Source organism: Cupriavidus sp. CP313 (genome assembly GCF_054072015.1).
Window position 1 is genome coordinate 151689 of the sequence record NZ_JBSVZB010000016.1, and the last position, 20998, is coordinate 172686.

The window sequence follows — 20998 nt, forward strand, 5'->3', positions numbered from 1 at the left end:
CCGCTGTTCCTATCGTGGCGACCGTTATCGGTAGAACCGCAACGCGGTTCTTTGGTTCGCTGTTCTGGCGAACCTTCATGCTTATCGCCCTGCTGCTGGCGATTTCGCTGGGCATCTGGTTCCAGAGCTACCGGCTGTTCGAACGCGCCCCGCGCGCGCAGCAGATCGCCATGCAGGTGGTCAGCGTGGTCAAGCTCACGCGGGCCGCGCTGCTCTATTCCGACCCCGCGCGGCGGCGCTTCCTGCTGCTCGACCTGGTGCAGAACGAAGGCATCAAGGTCTATCCGCGCGAGAAGGACGACGACTTCGCCGCGCCCACCGCCAACCCGTTCCTGACCACCCTGGTGCAGCAGGAGATCCGCAGCCGCCTGGGCGAAGACACGGTGCTGGCCACCACCGTCAACGACATTCCCGGCGTGTGGGTCAGCTTCGAGATCGAGGGCGACGACTACTGGGTGGCGATCAGCCCTGAGCGCTTCGAGCGCGTGCCCGGCATCCAGTGGCTGTGGTGGAGTATTGCCGCGCTGCTGCTGTCGATCATCGGCGCGGCCTTTATCACCGCGCGCGTCAACTACCCGCTCAAGCGCCTGGCCAACGCCGCCCGCGCCATCGGCGCCGGCGGCGACCCGCCGCCGCTGCCCGAGCACGGCGCCAGCGAAGTGGCGCTGGCCAACCACAGCTTCAACCAGATGGTGCGCGACCTGCGCCAGCTCGACGACGACCGCGTGGTGATGCTGGCCGGCATCTCGCATGACCTGCGCACGCCGCTGACGCGCCTGCGCCTGGAAACCGAGATGTCGCCGATGGACACTGTCACGCGCGACGCCATGATCGCCGACATCGAGCAGATGGACGCGATCATCGGCCAGTTCCTCAACTACGCGCGCCCGCCGCTGGAGACCGTCGAGCCGGTGGACCTGTCGGCGCTGGTGCACGATGCCGTGGGCGTCTACGCCGCGCATGACGACGTGCGCGTGCACGTGCGCGCCAATGAGCCGGTGATGGCCGTGGCCAACCGCATGGAAGTGCAGCGCATCCTGGACAACCTGATCGAGAACGCGCGCCGCTATGCCAAGGACGAGCAAAGCGGCATGGCCGTGGTGGAGATCTCCACGCGCGTGGACGACAAGGAAGCCGTGCTGACCGTGGCCGACCACGGCAACGGCGTGCCCGACGGCCAGCTGTCGCTGCTGACGCGGCCCTTCTACCGGCTCGACGCCGCGCGCAGCGAGGCCAAGGGCGCCGGGCTGGGCATGTCCATCGTCAACCGCATCATGCAGCGCAACGGCGGCCGGCTGCTGCTGGCCAACCGCGCCGCCCCGGCCAGCGGCCTGGTGGTCAGCGCCTGCTTCCGGCGCGCCTGAGCCTGTCATGCAGCCGGCCTGAACATGGCGGGTTGAACTCGCCGCAATCGTCACCAACTTGCCATAAGCGGGCCCATCGCGCATGGCATACTCGCCCTTCCGCATCGAAGCCGCCTGGCTGATGCCGCGCGGCTGCCCATGCCGGGATTCGCTCCAGGCGTCACATGCTTTGCCTATCGGGCTCTTTGAGAATATCAATTAGCCCGGTACCTGGTGATGACGCATAATCACGTTTTGTCGCGGTAAGCCACGTAGCCGGCCCACGCCAGCCGCGCGGCAGCAGCACCGCTCTCATTGCAACCGTATCAGGAGAAGTCTATGAAGACCGTTGGTGACAAGCTCGAAGCCTTCCACGTCGTCGGTGTCAAGCCGGGTTTCAACAATCATGAAGAGAACGGCCAGTCGGCTTTCGAAGACATCACCGAAAAGTCGTTCGAAGGCAAGTGGAAGATCATCTACTTCTACCCGAAGGACTTCACCTTCGTCTGCCCGACTGAAATCGTTGCCTTCGCCAAGCTGAACGGCGACTTCGCCGACCGCGACGCAATCGTACTGGGCGGCTCGACCGACAACGAATTCGTCAAGCTGGCATGGCGCCGCGAACACAAGGACCTGAACAAGCTGGACCAGTGGCAATTCGCCGATGTGACCGGTTCGCTGATCGACCAGCTGGGCGTGCGTGACCACGCTGCCGGCGTTGCCCTGCGCGCGACCTTCATCGTCGACCCGGACAACGTGATCCAGCACGTGTCGGTGAACAACCTGAACGTGGGCCGCAACCCGGAGGAAGTCCTGCGCATCCTGGACGGTCTGCAAACGGACGAGCTGTGCCCGTGCAACCGTGCCGTTGGTGGCGCCACGCTGTAATTTGCTGTCAGTCGCCAGACACCGTGGCGATTCGCGGAGGGCCCTGCCCTCCGCATCAAAACCCGCTTGCGCGGGTTTTTTGAGCCCCGATCGATAGGAGAAATAAATGGAATTCCTCAGCACGATTAAGAATCTTATTCCAGATTTCGCCAAGGACATCCGCCTGAACGTGGACGGCACCATCGCGCGCTCTTCGCTGGAAGGCAATGATGCGGTGGGCGTGGCGCTGGCGGCGGCATTCGCGGCGCAGAGCAAGGTGCTGGTGGATGCCATCCGCAACGCCGGCGTGCTGTCGCCCGAGGAAACCAGCGCCGCGCTGACCGCAGCCGCGCTGATGGGCATGAACAACACCTGGTACCCGTACGTCGAGATGGCCGACGATCCGGACCTGGCCACCCAGCCGGCCGGCCTGCGCATGAACGCCTACGCCACGCACGGCGGCGTGGACAAGCGCCGTTTCGAGATGTACGCGCTGGCCGCCTCGATCGTGGGCAAGTGCCACTTCTGCGTGAAGTCGCACTACCAGCTGCTGAAGAATGAACAGGGCATGACCGCGCAGCAGCTGCGCGATGTCGGCCGCATTGCCGCCGTGATTGTGGCCGCCGCCAACGTGATCGCCGCGCAGTAAGCCCGGCCACAGCGCGCCCCCGCGCCCTCCGCGGCGCCCAGCCACGGGCGCCGTAGCACAGCAGCCGGCAGCTTCCCATCAGGAATTGCCGGCTGTTCCCATCCTGCAACCGCCCCGCGCCAGGGCTGCACACGTGCGGCGATCGGCCTACAATCCAGGCAGGACACGCACTTTCAGGCTGCCATGACCTTGCCTTCGCCGACTTCCCCCCGCTTCCACTACCGCCTGGCGGCGGTGCATGACTGGGGCGACATCGCCGCCGTCACGCAACAAGCCTACGGGCAATATGAGCTGGCCATCATGGAAGACTGCCGCGCCTCGTTCCAGCGCGGCATGCAGGCAGTGCTGGCGACCAGCCATCCGGATATGGAATGGTGGGTGGCGGAGACCGATCACGGCATCATGGGCGCCGTGCTGTTCTGCCATCCGGGCGCCACGCTGCCGGCACTGGACGGCAGCACCATCACCCTGACCCAGCCGGAAGCGCGGCTGCTGTCGGTCAGCCCGCAGGCGCGGGGCATGGGCCTGGGCCGCACGCTGATGCAGATCTGCATCCAGCGCGCGCGCGATATCGGCGCGCCCACGCTGGTGGTGCGCACCATGCCGGAAATGGCATCGGCCAACCGGCTGTGCCAGCAGATGGGCTTCACCAAGCGCACCGAAGCCGGCGCGCGCACGGGTGCAATGGCCCGCCTGATCGACTACACCTACGCCATCCCGCCGGAAAACGCCGCGGCACCAGACGCCGCGCGGCCCTGATCAGTCCTGCGCGTCGCCCACCGAGGCGCGCCAGAGCAGCACCGCGGCCTGCGCCACGATGCCTTCCTGGCGCCCTTCGAAGCCCAGCTTCTCGTTGGTCTTGGCCTTGACGTTGCAACGCCCGCGCGCAATCCCCAGGTCTTCCGCCAGGTTGCCCACCATCGCGCCGATATGCGGCGCCAGCTTGGGCGCCTGCGCGATCACGGTGGCATCCACATTGCCGATTTCATAGCCCGCCGCGCGCACGCGGCGCGCGGCCTCGCGCAGCAGCGCGCGGCTGTCGGCGCCGGCAAACTGCGCGTCGGTGTCGGGGAAATGGCGGCCGATATCGCCCAGCGCGGCCGCGCCGAAGAGCGCGTCGGTGACCGCGTGCAGCAGCGCATCCGCATCGGAATGGCCCAGCAGGCCGCGGTCATGCGGGATCTCGACCCCGCCCAGGATCAGCTTGCGGCCGGGCACCAGCGCGTGGACGTCATAGCCCTGTCCCACCCGGATATCGAAAGGCATCATGCGGTCAGGCTCCTTTGCCGTCGTTGCCCAGCAGCACTTCGGCCAGTGCGAAGTCCTCCGGGTAGGTCACCTTGAAATTGCGCAGCGAGCCGTTGACCAGCCGCGGATGCAGCCCCAGGCGCTCGATCGCGCTGGCCTCGTCGGTCACCACCGCGCCGGCCGCCATGGCGTCCTGCAGCGCCTGGCGCAGCACGCCCAGGCGGAACATCTGCGGCGTCTGCGCCTGCCACAGCCCCTCGCGCGGCACCGTGGCGCCGATGCGGGCGTCGTCCTGGGCGCGCTTGAGCGTGTCGGGCACAGGCACCGCCAGGATACCGCCGATGGCGGCGTCCGGATCGTCGTCGCCGTCGCTTTCCACCGCGCGCACCAGTGCGTGGATCATCGCCGGGGTCAGGCCCGGGCGCGCGGCATCGTGCACCAGCACCCAGTCGCTGTCGGTCGCGCCCAGTTGCGCCAGGTGATGCAGCCCGGCCAGCACCGAGGCATGGCGGGTATCGCCGCCGACAAAGGCGGTATCGAACCGCAGCCCGGCAAACGCGGCCGCGCCGAAGCGCGATTCCAGCGGCATGTCGTCCGGCGCCAGCACCAGCGCGGTGGCGTTGATGGCGTCGCACGCCGAGAACGCCGCCAGCGCGTACCAGATCATCGGCCGGCCGGCCACGGTCTGGTATTGCTTGGGAATGGCACCGCCGGCGCGGCTGCCGGTACCGGCACAGGGAATCAGGGCAAAGCGGCGAGCGGACACAGGATCGGCGTGGAGTGAAAGAGGCGCGGGCGCCTGCTGGCCAGCATGGCCAGCAGGACAACCGGTGCGCATTCTATAATACGGCCCTTGCCCGTCGCCATGCCGCGCCATTCCGCATTGACGCGTGCCCGGCAGGCGCCACGGGCCGTTGAGGTCCCCTGCTCCGACCCCCGCCCGCAATGCCGGCGGGGTGTCGTCGTTTTGAACGCCCCGCTGCCGACATGCCTGACGCCAAGCCCGCCTTCCCCTTTGTCAACCTGCCGCTGGTCAAGCCGGGGCTGCGCCACAGCGTGGCCGGCCTGCGCGGCTCGGCCGATGCGCTGGCGGTGGCCGCGTACGCACGGCAGCACCGCGAGCGCGCGCCGATGCTGGCCGTGGTCTGCTCCCATGCCGTCGATGCCCAGCGCCTGGCCGAGGAAATCCCCTGGTTCGCGCCCGAGCTGTGCGTGCGCCTGCTGCCCGACTGGGAAACCCTGCCCTACGACAGCTTCTCGCCGCACCAGGACCTGGTGTCCGAGCGCCTGGCCACGCTGCACGACATCCAGACCGGGCAATGCGACGTGATGCTGGTGCCGGCCACCACCGCGCTGTACCGGCTGGCGCCGCCCGCGTTCCTGGCCGCCTACACCTTCTTCTTCAAGCAGGGCGAGCGCCTGGATGAGAACGCGCTCAAGGCCCAGTTCACGCTGGCGGGCTACGAGCACGTCAGCGCCGTGATGCGCCCCGGCGAATACAGCGTACGCGGCGGCCTGATCGACCTGTACCCGATGGGCTCGGCGCTGCCGTACCGGATCGACCTGTTCGGCGACGAGATCGAGACCATCCGCGCCTTCGACCCCGACACCCAGCGCAGCCTGTACCCGGTCAAGGAAGTGCGGCTGCTGCCCGGGCGCGAGTTCCCGCTCGACGAAGCCGCGCGCACCGCCTTCCGCGGCCGCTGGCGCGAGCTGTTCGAAGGCGACCCGACCAAGTCGCCGATCTACAAGGACATCGGCAACGGCGTGCCGTCTGCCGGCATCGAGTACTACCTGCCGCTGTTCTTCGAGCACAGCGCAACCGTGTTCGACTACCTGCCCGCCGATACCCAGCTGGCCTTCGCCGGCAATGTCGACGAGGCCATCCGCCGCTTCTGGGCCGATACCACGCAGCGCTACAACTTCATGCGCCACGATCGCGAGCGCCCGCTGCTGCCGCCCGCGGACCTGTTCCTGTCCGAGGAGCAGTTCTTCGTCGCCGCCAAGCCGATGGCGCGCCTGGTGCTGCAGGCCGAAGCCAATGCGGACCAGGGCGCGTTCTCGGCCATCCTGCCCGACGTCTCGGTGAACCGCCGCGCCGATGATCCGCTGGTCAACCTGGAAGCGCTGCTGCTCGACAAGCAGACCCGCGTGCTGATGTGCGCCGACTCGGCCGGGCGGCGCGAGACCCTGCTGCAGCTCTTTGCCGAAAGCGGCCTGCGCCCGCAGCCGGTGGACGACTTTGCCGCGTTCCTGGCCGGCGAAGCGCATTTCTCGATCGCGGTGGCGCCGCTGCAGAGCGGTTTTGCGCTGCCGCAGGGGCAAATCGCCTTTGTCACCGAGGCCGAGCTGTACGCCGGCACCGCGCGCCGCACCGGCCGCCGCAAGCAGGAGCAGGCCTCCGCCGTCGACTCGATGGTGCGCGACCTGGCCGAGCTGAAGATCGGCGACCCGGTGGTGCACAGCGAGCACGGCATCGGCCGCTACCAGGGCCTGGTCACGCTGGACATGGGCCAGGGCGACGAGGAATTCCTGCATCTGGACTACGACAAGGCCAGCAAGCTGTACGTGCCGGTGCACCAGCTGCACGTGATCTCGCGCTATTCCGGCGCCGATCCCGATACCGCGCCGCTGCACCACCTGGGCTCGGGCCAGTGGGACAAGGCCAAGCGCAAGGCGGCCCAGCAGATCCGCGACACCGCCGCCGAGCTGCTCAACCTGTACGCGCGCCGCGCCGCGCGCGAGGGCTTTGTCTTCCCGCTCTCGCCCAAGGACTATGAGACCTTCGCCGAGAGCTTCGGCTTCGAGGAAACGCCGGACCAGGCCGCCGCGATTGCCGCGGTGATCGCCGACATGACCTCGGGCAAGCCGATGGACCGGCTGGTCTGCGGCGACGTCGGCTTCGGCAAGACCGAGGTGGCGCTGCGCGCGGCCTTTGTCGCGGTGCTGGGCGGCAAGCAGGTGGCGATGCTGGCGCCGACCACGCTGCTGGCCGAGCAGCACTTCCAGACGCTGTCCGACCGCTTTGCCGAATGGCCGGTGCGCATTGTCGAGCTGTCGCGCTTCAAGACCAAGAAAGAGATCGACGCGGCCATCAAGCAGATCAACGAAGGCACCGTCGACATCGTCATCGGCACGCACAAGATCCTGTCCGACCAGGTCAGGTTCGAGCGCCTGGGGCTGGTCATCATCGACGAGGAGCACCGCTTCGGCGTGCGCCAGAAGGAGGCGCTGAAGACCCTGCGCGCCGAGGTCGACGTGCTGACCCTGACCGCCACGCCGATCCCGCGCACGCTGGGCATGGCGCTGGAAGGCCTGCGCGACTTTTCGGTGATCGCGACCGCGCCGCAGAAGCGGCTGGCGATCAAGACCTTCGTGCGGCGCGAGGAAGACGGCGTGATCCGCGAGGCCATCCTGCGCGAGCTCAAGCGCGGCGGCCAGGTCTACTTCCTGCACAACGAGGTCGAGACCATCGAGAACAAGCGCGCGCGGCTGGCCGAGCTGGTGCCGGAGGCGCGCATTGCCGTCGCGCACGGCCAGATGCACGAGCGCGAGCTGGAACGCGTGATGCGCGACTTCGTCGCGCGCCGCGACAACATCCTGCTGTGCACCACCATCATCGAGACCGGCATCGACGTGCCGACCGCCAATACCATCCTGATCCACCGCTCCGACAAGTTCGGCCTGGCGCAGCTGCACCAGCTGCGCGGCCGGGTCGGGCGCTCGCACCACCAGGCCTATGCCTACCTGCTGGTGCATGACGTCGAGGGCCTGACCAAGCAGGCGGGGCGCCGGCTGGAGGCCATCCAGCAGATGGAAGAACTGGGCTCCGGCTTCTACCTGGCCATGCACGACCTGGAAATCCGCGGCGCGGGCGAGGTGCTGGGCGACAAGCAGTCCGGCGAGATCCACGAGATCGGCTTCCAGCTCTACACCGACATGCTCAACGCCGCGGTCAAGGCGCTCAAGGCCGGCAAGGAGCCCGACCTGATGGCGCCGCTGGCCGCCACCACCGAGATCAACCTGGGCACGCCGGCGCTGCTGCCCAACGACTACTGCGCCGACGTGCACGAGCGCCTGTCGCTGTACAAGCGGCTGGCCAACTGCGAGACCGCCGAGCGCGTGGACGATATCCAGGAAGAGCTGATCGACCGCTTCGGCCGGCTGCCGGCGCAAGCGCAGGCGCTGGTCGAGACCCACCGGCTGCGCATCGCCGCGGCGCCGCTGGGCGTGCGCAAGATCGACGCGGGCGAGGCCACCATCAGCGTGCAGTTCGTGCCCAACCCGCCGATCGACGCGATGCGCATCATCGACCTGGTGCAGAAGAACCGCCATATCAAGCTGGCCGGGCAGGACAAGCTGCGCATCGAGGCCAAGATGCCGGACGTGGCGATCCGCGCGCAGACCATCAAGCATACGTTGCGGCAACTGGCGTAGGAGTCTCCTGCATGGACGCGGCGCGCGGCCGGGTGTAGCATCAAATACTTAACAAGTTAGCGATAACGCCCCCATGCCTGCCCACGCCGCCTCCCACCGCCAGCCCGTCACCGAAACCGCCGCGCGCGGCAGCGCGCTTGAATGGACCCAGCGGCTGGTTGCGTACGACACCACCAGCCGCCACTCCAACCTGGGCCTGATCGAGTCCGTGCGCGACCATTTCCTGGCCAAGGGGCTGAAGCCGCATCTGAGCTACAACCCGCAGCAGGACAAGGCCAACCTGTTCGTCACGGTGCCCGCCGCCGACGGCAACACCAACGGCGGCATCGTGCTCTCCGGCCATACCGACGTGGTGCCGGTGGACGGCCAGGACTGGACCACCGACCCGTTCAAGGCGGTGGTGCGCGACGGCAAGCTCTACGGCCGCGGCACCTGCGACATGAAAGGCTTTATCGGCACCAGCCTGTCGCTGCTGCCGGCCATCCTGCAGGCCAGGCTGCGCGAGCCGGTGCACTACGCGCTGTCCTTCGATGAAGAGATCGGCTGCATGGGCGCGCCCTACCTGCTGGCCGAACTGCGCGACCGCGGCGTGACGCCCGGCGGCTGCATCGTCGGCGAACCCACCAGCATGCGCGTGATCGTGGCGCACAAGGGCATCAACGCCTACCGCTGCTGCGTCAGGGGCCAGGCCGCGCATTCGTCGCTGACGCCGCGCGGCGTCAATGCGATCGAATACGCCGCGCGCCTGATCTGCTTCATCCGCGACATCGCCGATGAATTCAAGGCCAACGGCCCCTACGACCAGGCCTTCGACGTGCCCTACACCACCGCGCAGACCGGCACCATCCAGGGCGGCATCGCGCTGAACACCATCCCGGCGCTGTGCGAGTTCGTGTTCGAATTCCGCAACCTGCCCGGCGTGGATCCGGAAGCCATCTACGCGCGCATCCAGGCCTACGCCAACGACGTGCTGCTGCCGAAGATGCGCGCCGAGCATGCCGATGCCGGCCTGACCCTGAGCAAGATCGCCGCCGCGCCGTCGCTGGACGTGGCCGAGCAGGAAGCCATCACACAGCTGGTGCGCGCGCTGACCGCCGACCGCGACACCAACAAGGTCGCCTATGGCACCGAGGCCGGCCTGTTCCAGCGCGCGGGCATTCCGGCCGTGGTGTGCGGGCCTGGCGATATCCAGCAGGCGCACAAGCCGGATGAGTTTGTTTCGCTGGAGCAGCTGGCAGCTTGCGAGGCCTTCCTGCACAAGGTGGTCGACAGCCTGCGCGTGGCGGGCTGACATCCCCCTCAGCCGCGTTGTGTGCCCGGCCCAGGACACACAACGCGGCACCCTTCTGGCCGCCCCATCCGGCGCGGCCGCAGCACTGCCTGCATCACACCAACAACAACGAAGGAGACCTTGCATGGCTGTCCGTGATTCCGCATCCCGTTCCACCACGCGCTTCGCGCTCGCCGGCCTGGCCCTCGCCACCGGCCTGCTCTGCCATACCGCGCAAGCGCAGGCACCGGCCGCCGCGTCTCCCACGCTTGCTGGCGCCGACACACTGCATGCGCAGATCGAAACCCGTGCCAAGGCGGTCGAGAAGCAGCTGATCGCATGGCGCCGCGACATCCACCAGCATCCGGAACTGGGCAACTACGAGACGCGCACGGCCAAGCTGGTGGCTGACCACCTGCGCAAGCTCGGCATGGAAGTGAAGACGGGCGTGGCCAAGACCGGCGTGGTCGGCGTGCTCAAGGGCGGCAAGCCCGGCCCGGTGGTGGCGCTGCGCGCCGACATGGACGCGCTGCCGGTCAAGGAGCGCGTGGACGTGCCGTTCGCGTCGAAGGCCAAGGGCCAGTACCTGGGCAAGGAAGTGGACGTGATGCACGCCTGCGGCCATGACACCCACGTCGCCATCCTGATGGCCACCGCCGAAGTGCTGGCCGGCATGAAGGACCAGCTGCCCGGCACGGTCAAGTTCATCTTCCAGCCGGCCGAGGAAAGCCCGGCCGACTTCGAACCCAATGGCTCCAACACGTGGGGCGCCAAGCAGATGGTGTCCGAGGGCGTGCTGGACAATCCCAAGGTCGATGCGATCTTCGGCCTGCATGTGAGCAGCGGCATTGAATCGGGCAAGCTGGGCTGGCGCAGCGGCCCCTCGATGGCGGCGGCCGACCAGTTCTGGATCGACGTCAAGGGCCGCCAGACGCACGGCGCGCGGCCGTGGGGCGGGATCGACCCGATCGTGGTGGCGTCGCAGATCGTGATGGGCCTGCAGACCATCCAGAGCCGCCAGGTCAACGCCATGCTGGAACCGTCGGTGATCACCGTGGGCACCATCCACGGCGGCAACCGCATGAACATCGTGCCGGAGAAGGTCGAGATGATGGGCACCGTGCGCACCTATGACGAAGGCATGAAGAAGGACATCCATGCCCGCATGAAGCGCACCACCGAGGCCATCGCCACCAGCGCCGGCGCCGAGGCCAACTTCCGCGTGGTGGAGCTGTACAACGCCACCATCAACCAGCCGGCCCTGACCGAGAAGATGGCGCCCACGCTGCAGCGCGTGGCCGGCGAAGGCAACTGGATGATCACGCCCAAGGCGACCGCGTCGGAGGACTTCTCGTTCTACCAGGAGAAGGTGCCAGGCCTGTTCTTCAACCTCGGCGTGACACCCAAGGGCCAGGATGTGACCAAGGCGCCTTCCAACCACTCGCCTGAGTTCTATGTGGACGAGCCGGCGCTGATCAACGGCGTGCGCGCCCTGTCCAGCCTGACCGTGGACTACATGGTGATGGCGCAGCGCTGAGCGGCTCGCCCGGGGCGCTGCGGCGGGGCTACAATAGCAGTTTTGCCGCGCGCATTGCGGCCAGCCCTGCCCCGCCTTGCCGCCAGCGCGGCAAGCGCCCGATCCTCATTCGTCATGCCCCTGATCCTCCAGAGCACTGCCCCGCTTTCCCCAGCTGACCTCGACACCGCCCGCACCCTGGCCCGCGCCTCTGAACTGGTGCTGCGCAGCGACACCGTGGCCGCTGCCGAGGAATGCGCGCCGCTGACGCCGGCGCTGCGCGATGCGCTGGACGACTTCTGCGGCCCGCGCGCGATCGACTGGGCGGTGGTGCCCGCGGGGCGCAAGCTGTCCGACTTCCGCCTGGTGGCGATGGACATGGACTCGACCCTGATCACGATCGAGTGCATCGACGAGATCGCCGATTTCTGCGGCCTCAAGGCCGAGGTCTCGGCCATTACCGAAGCCGCCATGCGCGGCGAGATCACCGATTTCAACGAAAGCCTGCGCCGCCGCGTGGCCCTGCTCAAGGGCCTGGACGCCAGCGTGCTGGACCGCGTCTATGAAGAGCGCCTGCGGCTGTCGCCCGGCGCCGAACGCATGCTGCAGACCGTGCAGGCGCTGGGCCTGCGCACGCTGCTGGTGTCGGGCGGCTTCGTCCATTTCACCGAGAAGCTCAAGGCACGGCTCAAACTCGACGTGACCCGCGCCAATACGCTGGAGATCGTCGACGGCAAGCTGACCGGCAATGTGGTCGGCGAGATCGTCAATGCCGATGTCAAGGCCCGCACCGTGCAGGAAGTCTGCGCCCAGATCGGCGCCACGCCGGACCAGGCCATCGTCATGGGCGACGGCTCCAACGACCTGAAGATGATGGCCGTGGCCGGCCTGTCGGTGGCCTTCCGGGCCAAGCCGGTGGTGCGCGCGCAGGCCAGCGTCGCGTTCAACCACGTCGGGCTGGACGGCCTGCTGGCGCTGTTCCCGCACTGATCTCGGGCCGCGGCAAACGCGGCATCGCGCGCCGGGCGGCAATCGCCCGGCCGGCCCCGCCCGCCCGGGCCGCCAGCGACAATTCGCGCTACAGCCAGCGCAAGTCCTTCCCCAAGTGCAGATAAATCCCTGAGACGCAGCGTCTACTTAGCGCTTCTTCAAATGCGAATCATTACCATTAATGTTTCGTTTATCTGACATTCCCCCATGCAAGTTCTGGCCGTCCTTCTCGGCCTGGCTGCGGCCGTGTGCCTGTACCTGGCCGCGCCCAACCAGGTCCTGCTGCCCCCCGGCAGGGTCGCGCAACCGCCTGTGCTGGGCTGGCTGGGCCTGGCCCTGGTCATCGTCAGCACCTGGCTGTGGAGCACCACCGACGGCTGGCCCGTGGCCATTGCGGCCAGTCTGGTGACAGTGCCCTGCGCGCTGTCGGTATGGCCCTTTATCGGCACCTATGCCGCGCGCAAGCGCCGGGCAGCACGGGAGCAACGGGCATGAGCGCAGACCAATCCGCGATGGGCACCAAGTGGCTGGCCGGTGCGCTGCTCGGGCTGCCGCTGGCGGTGGCGCTGTGCACGCTGTTGATCCTGTGGCTGCCGGGCGGCTGGGAGACCGGCATCGTCGCGGCCGTGGTGGCATGCCTGCCGGCGTGGGTGGCCATCATCAGCGCCAGCCTGCTGTTCCGTTCCAGCCGCACCGCCTGGATCTGGCTGGGCGGCGCCAACCTGCTCTGCTTCGGCGCGCTGTGGGCGCTGCGACTGGCCGGCCTGGCGCCGGCTGCACTGGCCGCCTCCTGAGAACCATCGTGAAAACCGCAACCCTGCGCCTGTACCAGACCCTGCATACCTGGGTCGGCCTGATGGCCGGCTGGGCCCTGTTTATCGCCTTCTTTGCCGGGGCGGTCACCGTCTTCCACCATGAGCTGCACGTATGGCAGTCGCCGTCGCGGCTGAAAGGCAATGCGCCGGTCGAAGCCAAGGCCGACCCGGCCGCGGTCGACCGCTTCATGCAGAAGCTGGTCGCGATCCACCCCGAGGCCGCGGCCAGTTCCTACGTGATCATGCCGTCGGAGGGCGAGCCCAATATCTCGGCCTACTGGCAGGACAAGGCCGGCGAGTGGCAGATGACCTCCGACGCCCGCCTGGCAGGCGACGCCGCAATGCAGCGCGACACCTCGCGCGACCACGTGATCGGCGAGCTGTCGGCGTTCCTGAACAGCCTGCACTACTCGCTCGGCATCCCGGTCGGCGGCATCTACTTCATGGGCGCGATCTCGGTGCTGTACGGGCTGGCGCTGGTGTCGGGCGTGCTGCTGCACCTGCCGCGGCTGAAGAAGGACCTGTTCGCGGTGCGCCCCGGGCGCAACCTGAAGCGCTTCTGGATGGACACCCACAATGTGCTGGGCCTGTTCAGCCTGCCCTTCCACCTGGTCTTTGCCATCACCGGCGCGCTGTTCTGCCTGTCGCTGGTGCTGATGATGGTGTTCAACACACTGAGCTTCGACGGCCGCCTGTTTGAAGCGGTGCCCCGTGCCACCACCGCCGTGCCGGAAGTGGCCGCGGCCAACCGCGCGGTGCCGACCATGCCCACGGCAACGCTGATGCAGATCGCGCGCGGGCACGGCGGCGAGCGTTTCACGCCCGAGTCGTTCCGCTTCCAGCGCTATGGCGACGCCAACGCCGTGGTGGAGGTGCGCGGCACCAGCACGCAAGCCCTCGGCAACCTGGGCTCGGTCGGCATCCATGCCGCCAGCAGCGAGCCCAACGCGGGCCAGCTGACCGCCAACCAGACCGCCGGCACGCGCGACAGCAACCACGGGCTCTACAGCGCGCTGTACGCGCTGCATTTCGGCACCTTCGGCGAGCTGCCGGTGCGGCTGGTCTACCTGCTGGCGGGGCTGGCCGGCGCCTTCCTGTTCTATTCGGGCAACCTGCTGTGGATCGAGTCGCGGCGCAAGCTGCGCCAGGCCGGGCAGCCGCGCGTGCACCGGCTGCTGGCGCAGGGCACGGTCGGCGTGTGCATCGGCTGCTGCATCGGCGTGGCGCTGTGCTTCCCGGCGGCGCTGCTGTGGCCGGAGCGCGCGGTGAGCTACACGTATTTCACGGTGTCTGGCCTGGCCTGTGCCTGGGCGCTGCTGCGCCCGCCGGTACGCGCCGCGGTGGAACTGCTCTACGCCGCCGCGCTGGCGTCGCTGACGGTGCCGCTGGCGAACGCGATCCTGACCGGCGACCACCTGCTGCACAGCATCCCCAGCGGGCACTGGATCATCGCCGGCTTCGATATCGGCGCGATCGCGCTGGCCGCGGGCTTTGTCGCCCTGGCCCGCGCCACGCAGCGCCGCGCGCGCAGCGGGCCGGCGGAGTCGGTCTGGGCGATGCCGCAGGCAGCCCAGGCTACCCAAGCCGCCAGGCCCACCGCGAACGCCAAGACGATGCCCAGCACGGATACGCCCTGAGCGCACGGCGCCCGCACGCAAAAACGGACGCAGCAGTGTCCGTTTTTGTTTCCTTGGCCGCGCCAGCCCGGCCGCTGCCCTACACTATCTCAGGCCAACAACATCGAGCCGACCGCCATGGAATCGACCTTCCACCAGTTTTCCGAACTGTTCGCCCAACTCGGCCTGGCCTCCGACGAAGCCAGCATCCGCAGCTTTATCGGCACGCATGCCCCGCTGCCCGACGATGTCGAACTGGCCGAGGCACCGTTCTGGACGCCCGCCCAGGCCACGCTGCTGCGCGACGAGCTGCTGGACGACGCCGACTGGGCCGAGGTAGTCGACCAGCTCAATCTCGCCCTGAGGCAGCCAGCCTGAGTCCGCTTACGCGGCCAGCGTAGCCTCCAGCGCCTGGCGCAGGTCGGCGATCAGGTCGCGCGTGTCTTCCAGGCCGATATAAAGCCGCACCAGTTCACCGGTATCCTGCCAGCCGGCCGGCGGCCAGGTGCCCGCCGGGCGCATGCCCTGCACGTGGTATGGCACGGCCAGGCTGTGGGCGCCGCCCCAGGACCAGCCGATCGCAAACAGCTGCAGCGCCTCGACGAAGGCATCCACTTGCTGGCGCGTATAGCGGGCCCGCAGGATGATGGCAAAGAGCCCGCTGGCACCGGTGAAATCGCGCCGCCAGCTGGCGTGACCGGGGCAGTCCGGCAGCGCCGGATGCAGCACGCGTGAGACCTCGGGCCGCTGGTGCAGCCACTCCGCCACTTCGCGGGCCGCACGGTCATGCGCGGCCAGGCGCACCGGCAGGCTCGGCAGCCCGCGCAGCACCAGGTGGCAGTCATCGGCGGAAACACCCCAGCCCATCAGCATGCGGGTGCGTTTCAGGCGGTCATGCAGCGCATCGTCGCAAGTCAGCACCGCGCCCATCAGCACGTCGCTGCCGCCGGACTGGTACTTGGTCAGCGCCTGCACCGAGATGTCGATGCCCTTGTCGAACGGGCGGAAGTAGACGCCGGCCGACCAGGTATTGTCGATCGCGGTCAGCACGCCGCGCGCCCTGGCCGCGGCGACGATGGCGTCGCTGTCGGGCACTTCCATGGTCACCGAACCAGGCGACTCCATCCAGATCAGGCGCGTATTCGGCCGGATCATCGCCGCCACCGCAGCGGCGTCCATGGGGTCGTAATAGCGCACGGTCACGCCGAATTCGCGTGCCAGCCACTCGCCGTGGTCGCGGTTGGGGCCATAGACGTTGTGCGGCACCAGCACGTCGTCGCCGCTCTTGAGCAACGCGAAGTAGACCAGCGAGATCGCCGCCAGCCCCGACGGCTGCAGCAGCGTGTGGCGCGCGCCCTCCAGCAGCGCCAGGTGCTGGCACAGCGCCTCGCTGGTCGGCGTGGCGTGCAGGCCATAGCGCCAGTAAGTGGTGGCACCGTCGCCATGGGCGCGCAGTTCGGCCAGGTTGCGGAACACCACGGTGGAGCCGCGGTGCGTGGCGGGAGAAAACGAGGCAAAGCCGGGCGCGATCTCCAGCTCGGGCTGGACCGCAACGGTTTGCAGGTAATGGGCGGGCGACGCGGGCTTGTCGGATGGCGAATCGGACACGGCGGTTTCCTTGCTGGCTGCTGGCCGGCCACGGCGCGCTGCCCTGGCGGTATCGCCCAGGCAGAAGCGCGGCACGGTCAGGAATGAGACTCGATGAGCCTTCGAGCTTACCAGCAAATGCCGGCCGCGCCACCGGCGATGGCAACGGCGGGCACCAGGAAGCGGCTTACCAGCCGGAAATCGAGGACTTTGGCGGCGGCGGCGCGTAGGTGACGCCGCTGTTGGGCCTCATGTCGAACGGGGGGATCACCAGCACGCCCAGCGGGCGGATAAAGAACGGCAGCACGATGGCCGGGTTGAACGCATCGGTCCAGCTGCCGCGCACGGCGCCACTGGCGTCGATGCTGCCTTCCCAGTTGCCCGACACGCGCGTGCCGTCGTCGGATTCCTCCATCAGGAAGGCACCGCCCTCCCACTCGCCGGCCAGCAGGCGCACACCGGCGCCACGGCCGGCGTATTCGCCGCGCACGCTGTCGCGCTCGTCGGGCTTGGGGCCCAGGCGCAGCCGCACCGGCTGGTCGCCGACCTTGCCGACGTAGACCGGCAGCGACGCATATTCCGGCCGCGGCGCCAGAGGCTTTGGCGCGCCAGTGGAAAGCGAGGTGCCGCCGCGCCGGGCTTCGCCGTCGCGAATGGCCTGGTTGATGCCCAGGCCTTCCCCGCCGGCTGGTGCAGCCCCGGGTGCAACGTTAACCGGGCCGGTCGACAGCTCGGTCGCCGGCGCAGCCTGCGCCGTGCCCGCCAGGGCGAGCACGGCGGCCAGGCCGAGCGTCCAGAGGTTCTTCGTCAGCAAAGCCAGGCGCAAGGCTAACCTCAGATACGCTCGAAGATGGCGGCAATGCCCTGCCCGCCGCCGATGCACATCGTCACCAGCGCGTAGCGGCCCTGCACGCGGTTCAGCTCATGCAGCGCCTTCACCGTGATCAGGGCACCGGTGGCGCCGATCGGGTGGCCCAGCGAGATGCCCGAGCCGTTCGGGTTGACCTTGGCCGGATCCAGGCCGAGCGCCTTGGTCACCGCGCACGCCTGCGCGGCAAAGGCTTCGTTGGCTTCGATCACGTCCAGGTCCGACACCTGCAGGCCGGCACGCTCCAGCGCGATCTTCGTCGCCGGCACCGGGCCGATGCCCATGGTCTTGGGGTCCACGCCGGCATGGCCGTAGGACACCAGGCGGGCCAGCGGCTTCAGGCCGCGGCGCTCGGCCTCGGCCCGCTCCATCAGCACCACGGCGGCGGCGGCATCGTTCAGGCCCGAGGCATTGCCCGCGGTGACGGTGCCGTTTTCCTTGACGAAGACCGGCCTGAGCTTGGTCATGTCGTCGATGGTGGCGTCATGGCGCACGTGCTCGTCGGTGTCGAAGGTGACGTCGCCCTTGCGGCCCTTGCTCACCACCGGGACGATCTGGTCCTTGAAGTAGCCGGCCTTGATCGCGGCCGAGGCGCGGCGGTGCGATTCCAGCGCCGCCTCGTCCTGCTGTGCGCGCGAGATGTCGTATTCCTTGGCGACGTTCTCGGCGGTCACGCCCATATGGATGCGGTGGAAGGGATCGTGCAGCGCACCCAGCATCATGTCGACCAGGCCGGCATCGCCCATGCGTGCGCCCCAGCGGGCCGCGGGCGCCAGGTACGGCGCGCGGCTCATGCTTTCCGCGCCGCCGCCGATGGCCACGTCGGTATCGCCCAGCAGGATGCTCTGCGCGGCGCTGACGATGGCCTGCAGGCCCGAGCCGCACAGGCGGTTGACGGTCAGCGCGGGGGCGTTGACCGTCACCCCTCCGTTGACGGCCGCGACGCGGCCCAAATACATGTCGCGCGGCTCGGTCTGGATCACGTTGCCGAACACCACGTGGCCGACATCGTCGCCCGATACCTGCGCGCGCGCCAGCGCCTCGCGCACCACCAGTGCGCCCAGTTCTGTCGGCGCCACATCCTTCAGGCTGCCGCCAAAGGTCCCGATCGCGGTACGGACACCGCTCACCACTACCACTTCACGCGTCATGACTTTGTCTCCATGAGGTTATGTTGCACCGCACAGTATAGCGGGACGCGGACGAAATCGAACGAGCGTACTTTTACCTAATCAATCCGTTTCAGACCTCGCCCCACAGGTCGTGGCCGTCGGCGCCGGTGATCTTCACGTCGACGAACTCGCCGGCACGGTAGCGCTGGGAATGGCGTTCCGGCGGCGCGATATAGACCAGGCCGTCGATTTCCGGCGCGTCCGCGGACGAACGGCCGATGCCGCCGTCCTGGTTGACCTCGTCCACCAGCACGCGCAGGATCTGGCCGACCTTGCGCTGCAGGCGGCGTGCCGAGACCTCTTCGGCCACTTCCATGAAGCGGGCGCGGCGCTCCTCGCGCACCTCGTCGGGCAGCGCACCCGGCAGGTCATTGGCGGTGGCGCCCTCCACCGGCGAATAGGCGAAGCAGCCGACGCGGTCCAGTTCGGCTTCGGCGATAAAGTCGAGCAGGGTCTGGAATTCCGCCTCGGTCTCGCCCGGGAAGCCGGCGATAAAGGTACTGCGGATGGTCAGCTCAGGGCAGATCTCGCGCCAGGCGCGGATGCGGTCCATGGTCTTCTCGGCATTGGCCGGGCGCTTCATGCGCTTGAGCACGTCCGGGTGCGCGTGCTGCAGCGGCACATCGAGGTACGGCAGCACGTGACCTTGCGACATCAGCGGGATGATCTCGTCCACGTGCGGGTACGGGTAGACGTAGTGCAGGCGCACCCAGGCACCGTACTGCGCGGCCAGCTCACCCAGTGCCCCCACCAGTTCGGTCATGCGGGTCTTGAGCGGGCGACCGTTCCAGAAGCCGGTGCGGTACTTGACGTCGACGCCATAGGCACTGGTGTCCTGCGAGATCACCAGCAGTTCCTTGACGCCGGCCTTGAACAGGTTCTCGGCCTCCAGCATGACCTCGGCCACCGGGCGCGACACCAGGTCGCCGCGCATCGACGGGATGATGCAGAACGAGCAACGGTGGTTGCAGCCCTCTGAAATCTTCAGGTAGGCGTAGTGCTTGGGCGTCAGCTTGATGCCGGCGGCCGGCACCAGGTCGGTGAACGGGTCATGCGGCTTGGGCAGGTGCGTGTGCACCGCCTGCATCACCTCGCCCAGCGCATGCGGGCCGGTCACGGCCAGCACCTTGGGGTGCACCGACGACACGATGTCGTGGCCCGCCGCATCCTTTTTCGCCCCCAGGCACCCGGTGACGATCACCTTGCCGTTTTCGGTCAGGGCCTCGCCGATGGCGTCCAGGCTCTCCTGCACGGCCTCGTCGATAAAGCCGCAGGTATTGACCACGACCAGGTCGGCGCCGTCATAGGTGCCGCTGATGGCGTAGCCCTCGGCGCGCAGCTGGGTGATGATCTGCTCGGAGTCGACCAGCGCCTTGGGGCAGCCAAGGGAAACGAATCCCACACGCGGACTATGGTCTTTCTGGGTCGTTGATTCTGAAGGGTTTTTCACGGTGCAATCCGAATGTGGGGCAGGCGCGGCGGAATATGCGGGGACAAGGCCGGCAGCCGGTGAGCCAATCAAGCATTTTAACCGTTTGCCATGAATTCTCGGCGCCTGACTCCACACATGTGGCCCAGGCTGCGGCAATGCCGCGTCATTCCGGCGCGGTAGCGGCTCCCGGCAGGCCTTCCAGGACCCGCTCTATCTCCAGCGAGTCCTGCATGCGCCGGATGGCCGCATGCAGTTCGGCGGCCTGTGGCCATGTCCGTTTGAGATAGCTGAGCCACAGTTTCACGCGCCCATGCTCATGGCAGGAGGCGATACGGGCATGCAGCTTTTTCAGGTAAGTGGCAATCTGGCGCAGCACCAACGGCCACTCCTGGTCCGACGGCGCGCTGTCCATCAGCCCGCGAATGCGCAAGGCCAGGAAAGGGTCGGACACGGCGCCGCGCCCGATCATCACGTCGGCGCAACCGCTGACGGCCCGGCAGCGTTCCCAGTCCGCGACCGTCCAGACGTCTCCGTTGGCAATCACCGGCACGTCCACCGCAGCCGCAATGCGCGCAATCCAGTCCCAGTGGGCCGGCGGCCGGTAGCCATGGTCCCGCGTCCGGGCATGCACGACGAGCGAAGCCGCGCCGCCCTCGGCCAGCGCCGTGGCGCAATCAATGGCCAGCGAGGTATCGGAGACGCCCAGCCGCATTTTTGCCGTCACGGCGATATGGGCCGGCACCGCCGCGCGCACGGACGCAACGATCCGGTTCAACAACTCAGGGTTCGTCAGCAGCATGGCGCCGCCGCCATGCCGGTTGACGACCTTGGCGGGACAGCCGAAGTTCAGGTCGATGCCATGCGGCGACAAGGTCGCGGCATAGGCCGCATTGCGCGCCAGCCATTCCGGATCGCTGCCGAGCAACTGGATCACCATCGGCGTGCCACTGCGGGTATAGCCACCGGCGAGGATTTCAGGCGTATCGCGCTCGTAGACGCGCGCCGGAAGCAACGAACCCGTCACCCGGACGAACTCGGACACACAGCCGTCGTAGCCGCCGGTATCGGTCAGCACGTCACGCAAGACATAGTCGGCAAGCCCTTCCATGGGGGCCAGGAGCAACCGGCTCATGGCGAAGCCTTCACCGAAGCGGAGAGCCGGGCCTTAACGGCCGGACGAGCACATTG

General features: G+C 68.1%; 19 protein-coding genes. 12 read left to right on the forward strand and 7 right to left on the reverse strand.

Annotation, left to right across the window (positions count from 1 at the left end; all coding sequences use genetic code 11):
* Positions 1 to 14: 14 nt before the first annotated feature.
* The 4 genes from ACW4E8_RS21730 (at position 15) to ACW4E8_RS21745 (ending at position 3618) form a co-directional block, all read left to right on the forward strand.
* Positions 15 to 1364 carry an ATP-binding protein gene (locus ACW4E8_RS21730; protein WP_456806436.1) on the forward strand — a complete coding sequence of 450 codons (1350 nt, stop codon included), beginning with the start codon at positions 15 to 17 and terminating at the stop codon, positions 1362 to 1364.
* A gap of 318 nt (positions 1365 to 1682) precedes the next feature.
* Positions 1683 to 2231 carry a peroxiredoxin gene (locus tag ACW4E8_RS21735; RefSeq protein WP_018311419.1) on the forward strand — a complete coding sequence of 183 codons (549 nt, stop codon included), beginning with the start codon at positions 1683 to 1685 and terminating at the stop codon, positions 2229 to 2231.
* A 106-nt stretch (positions 2232 to 2337) separates the two neighbouring features.
* Entirely contained in the window at positions 2338 to 2859 is a 522-nt protein-coding gene (locus ACW4E8_RS21740; RefSeq protein WP_456806437.1) for a carboxymuconolactone decarboxylase family protein, read from the forward strand.
* A gap of 183 nt (positions 2860 to 3042) precedes the next feature.
* Positions 3043 to 3618, forward strand: a complete 576-nt coding sequence (locus ACW4E8_RS21745; protein ID WP_456806438.1) for a GNAT family N-acetyltransferase — start codon at positions 3043 to 3045, stop codon at positions 3616 to 3618.
* Here the strand turns inward: ACW4E8_RS21745 and ispF are convergent, their stop codons facing one another.
* Both ispF and ispD read right to left on the reverse strand, forming a co-directional pair.
* Entirely contained in the window at positions 3619 to 4128 is a 510-nt protein-coding gene (gene ispF / locus ACW4E8_RS21750; protein WP_456806439.1) for a 2-C-methyl-D-erythritol 2,4-cyclodiphosphate synthase, read from the reverse strand. It lies immediately after the preceding gene.
* A 4-nt stretch (positions 4129 to 4132) separates the two neighbouring features.
* Entirely contained in the window at positions 4133 to 4945 is an 813-nt protein-coding gene (ispD, locus tag ACW4E8_RS21755; RefSeq protein ID WP_456806440.1) for a 2-C-methyl-D-erythritol 4-phosphate cytidylyltransferase, read from the reverse strand.
* A 149-nt stretch (positions 4946 to 5094) separates the two neighbouring features.
* Here ispD and mfd point away from each other — a divergent pair, with 149 nt between their 5' ends.
* The 8 genes from mfd to ACW4E8_RS21795 all read left to right on the forward strand — a co-directional run bounded on the left by mfd (position 5095) and on the right by ACW4E8_RS21795 (position 15129).
* Positions 5095 to 8544: a transcription-repair coupling factor gene (gene mfd, locus ACW4E8_RS21760; protein WP_456806441.1), complete on the forward strand. Its 3450-nt coding sequence runs from the start codon at positions 5095 to 5097 to the stop codon at positions 8542 to 8544.
* A 73-nt stretch (positions 8545 to 8617) separates the two neighbouring features.
* A complete protein-coding gene (gene argE / locus ACW4E8_RS21765; RefSeq protein ID WP_456806442.1) occupies positions 8618 to 9835 on the forward strand; it encodes an acetylornithine deacetylase in 1218 nt (405 codons plus the stop codon).
* Positions 9836 to 9959: 124 nt separating this feature from the next.
* The gene (locus tag ACW4E8_RS21770; RefSeq protein ID WP_456806443.1) at positions 9960 to 11351 is read left to right on the forward strand and encodes an amidohydrolase; all 1392 of its coding nucleotides are present in this window, start codon (positions 9960 to 9962) and stop codon (positions 11349 to 11351) included.
* A 114-nt stretch (positions 11352 to 11465) separates the two neighbouring features.
* Positions 11466 to 12320, forward strand: a complete 855-nt coding sequence (gene serB / locus ACW4E8_RS21775) for a phosphoserine phosphatase SerB (protein ID WP_456806444.1) — start codon at positions 11466 to 11468, stop codon at positions 12318 to 12320.
* Positions 12321 to 12527: 207 nt separating this feature from the next.
* Positions 12528 to 12815: a hypothetical protein gene (locus tag ACW4E8_RS21780; protein WP_456806445.1), complete on the forward strand. Its 288-nt coding sequence runs from the start codon at positions 12528 to 12530 to the stop codon at positions 12813 to 12815.
* A complete protein-coding gene (locus ACW4E8_RS21785) occupies positions 12812 to 13114 on the forward strand; it encodes a hypothetical protein (RefSeq protein ID WP_456806446.1) in 303 nt (100 codons plus the stop codon). Before ACW4E8_RS21780 ends, ACW4E8_RS21785 begins: the two co-directional genes overlap by 4 nt.
* Before the next feature lie 8 nt (positions 13115 to 13122).
* Entirely contained in the window at positions 13123 to 14772 is a 1650-nt protein-coding gene (locus tag ACW4E8_RS21790; RefSeq protein ID WP_456806447.1) for a PepSY-associated TM helix domain-containing protein, read from the forward strand.
* A gap of 117 nt (positions 14773 to 14889) precedes the next feature.
* The gene (locus ACW4E8_RS21795) at positions 14890 to 15129 is read left to right on the forward strand and encodes a DUF2789 domain-containing protein (protein ID WP_010810122.1); all 240 of its coding nucleotides are present in this window, start codon (positions 14890 to 14892) and stop codon (positions 15127 to 15129) included.
* A 6-nt stretch (positions 15130 to 15135) separates the two neighbouring features.
* Here the strand turns inward: ACW4E8_RS21795 and ACW4E8_RS21800 are convergent, their stop codons facing one another.
* From ACW4E8_RS21800 to ACW4E8_RS21820, 5 genes are all read right to left on the reverse strand, one after another.
* Positions 15136 to 16359 carry a cystathionine beta-lyase gene (locus ACW4E8_RS21800; protein WP_456806448.1) on the reverse strand — a complete coding sequence of 408 codons (1224 nt, stop codon included), beginning with the start codon at positions 16357 to 16359 and terminating at the stop codon, positions 15136 to 15138.
* A 166-nt stretch (positions 16360 to 16525) separates the two neighbouring features.
* The gene (locus ACW4E8_RS21805) at positions 16526 to 17164 is read right to left on the reverse strand and encodes a hypothetical protein (RefSeq protein ID WP_456806449.1); all 639 of its coding nucleotides are present in this window, start codon (positions 17162 to 17164) and stop codon (positions 16526 to 16528) included.
* Between the two features lie 8 nt (positions 17165 to 17172).
* On the reverse strand, positions 17173 to 18357 hold the full coding sequence (gene bktB / locus ACW4E8_RS21810) for a beta-ketothiolase BktB (RefSeq protein WP_456806450.1): 1185 nt from the start codon (positions 18355 to 18357) through the stop codon (positions 17173 to 17175).
* Between the two features lie 91 nt (positions 18358 to 18448).
* Positions 18449 to 19828 (reverse strand): 30S ribosomal protein S12 methylthiotransferase RimO, encoded by a 1380-nt coding sequence (gene rimO / locus ACW4E8_RS21815; protein WP_456806451.1) that lies wholly within the window; start codon positions 19826 to 19828, stop codon positions 18449 to 18451.
* A gap of 145 nt (positions 19829 to 19973) precedes the next feature.
* On the reverse strand, positions 19974 to 20942 hold the full coding sequence (locus ACW4E8_RS21820; protein WP_456806452.1) for a tRNA dihydrouridine synthase: 969 nt from the start codon (positions 20940 to 20942) through the stop codon (positions 19974 to 19976).
* Positions 20943 to 20998 lie beyond the last annotated feature (56 nt).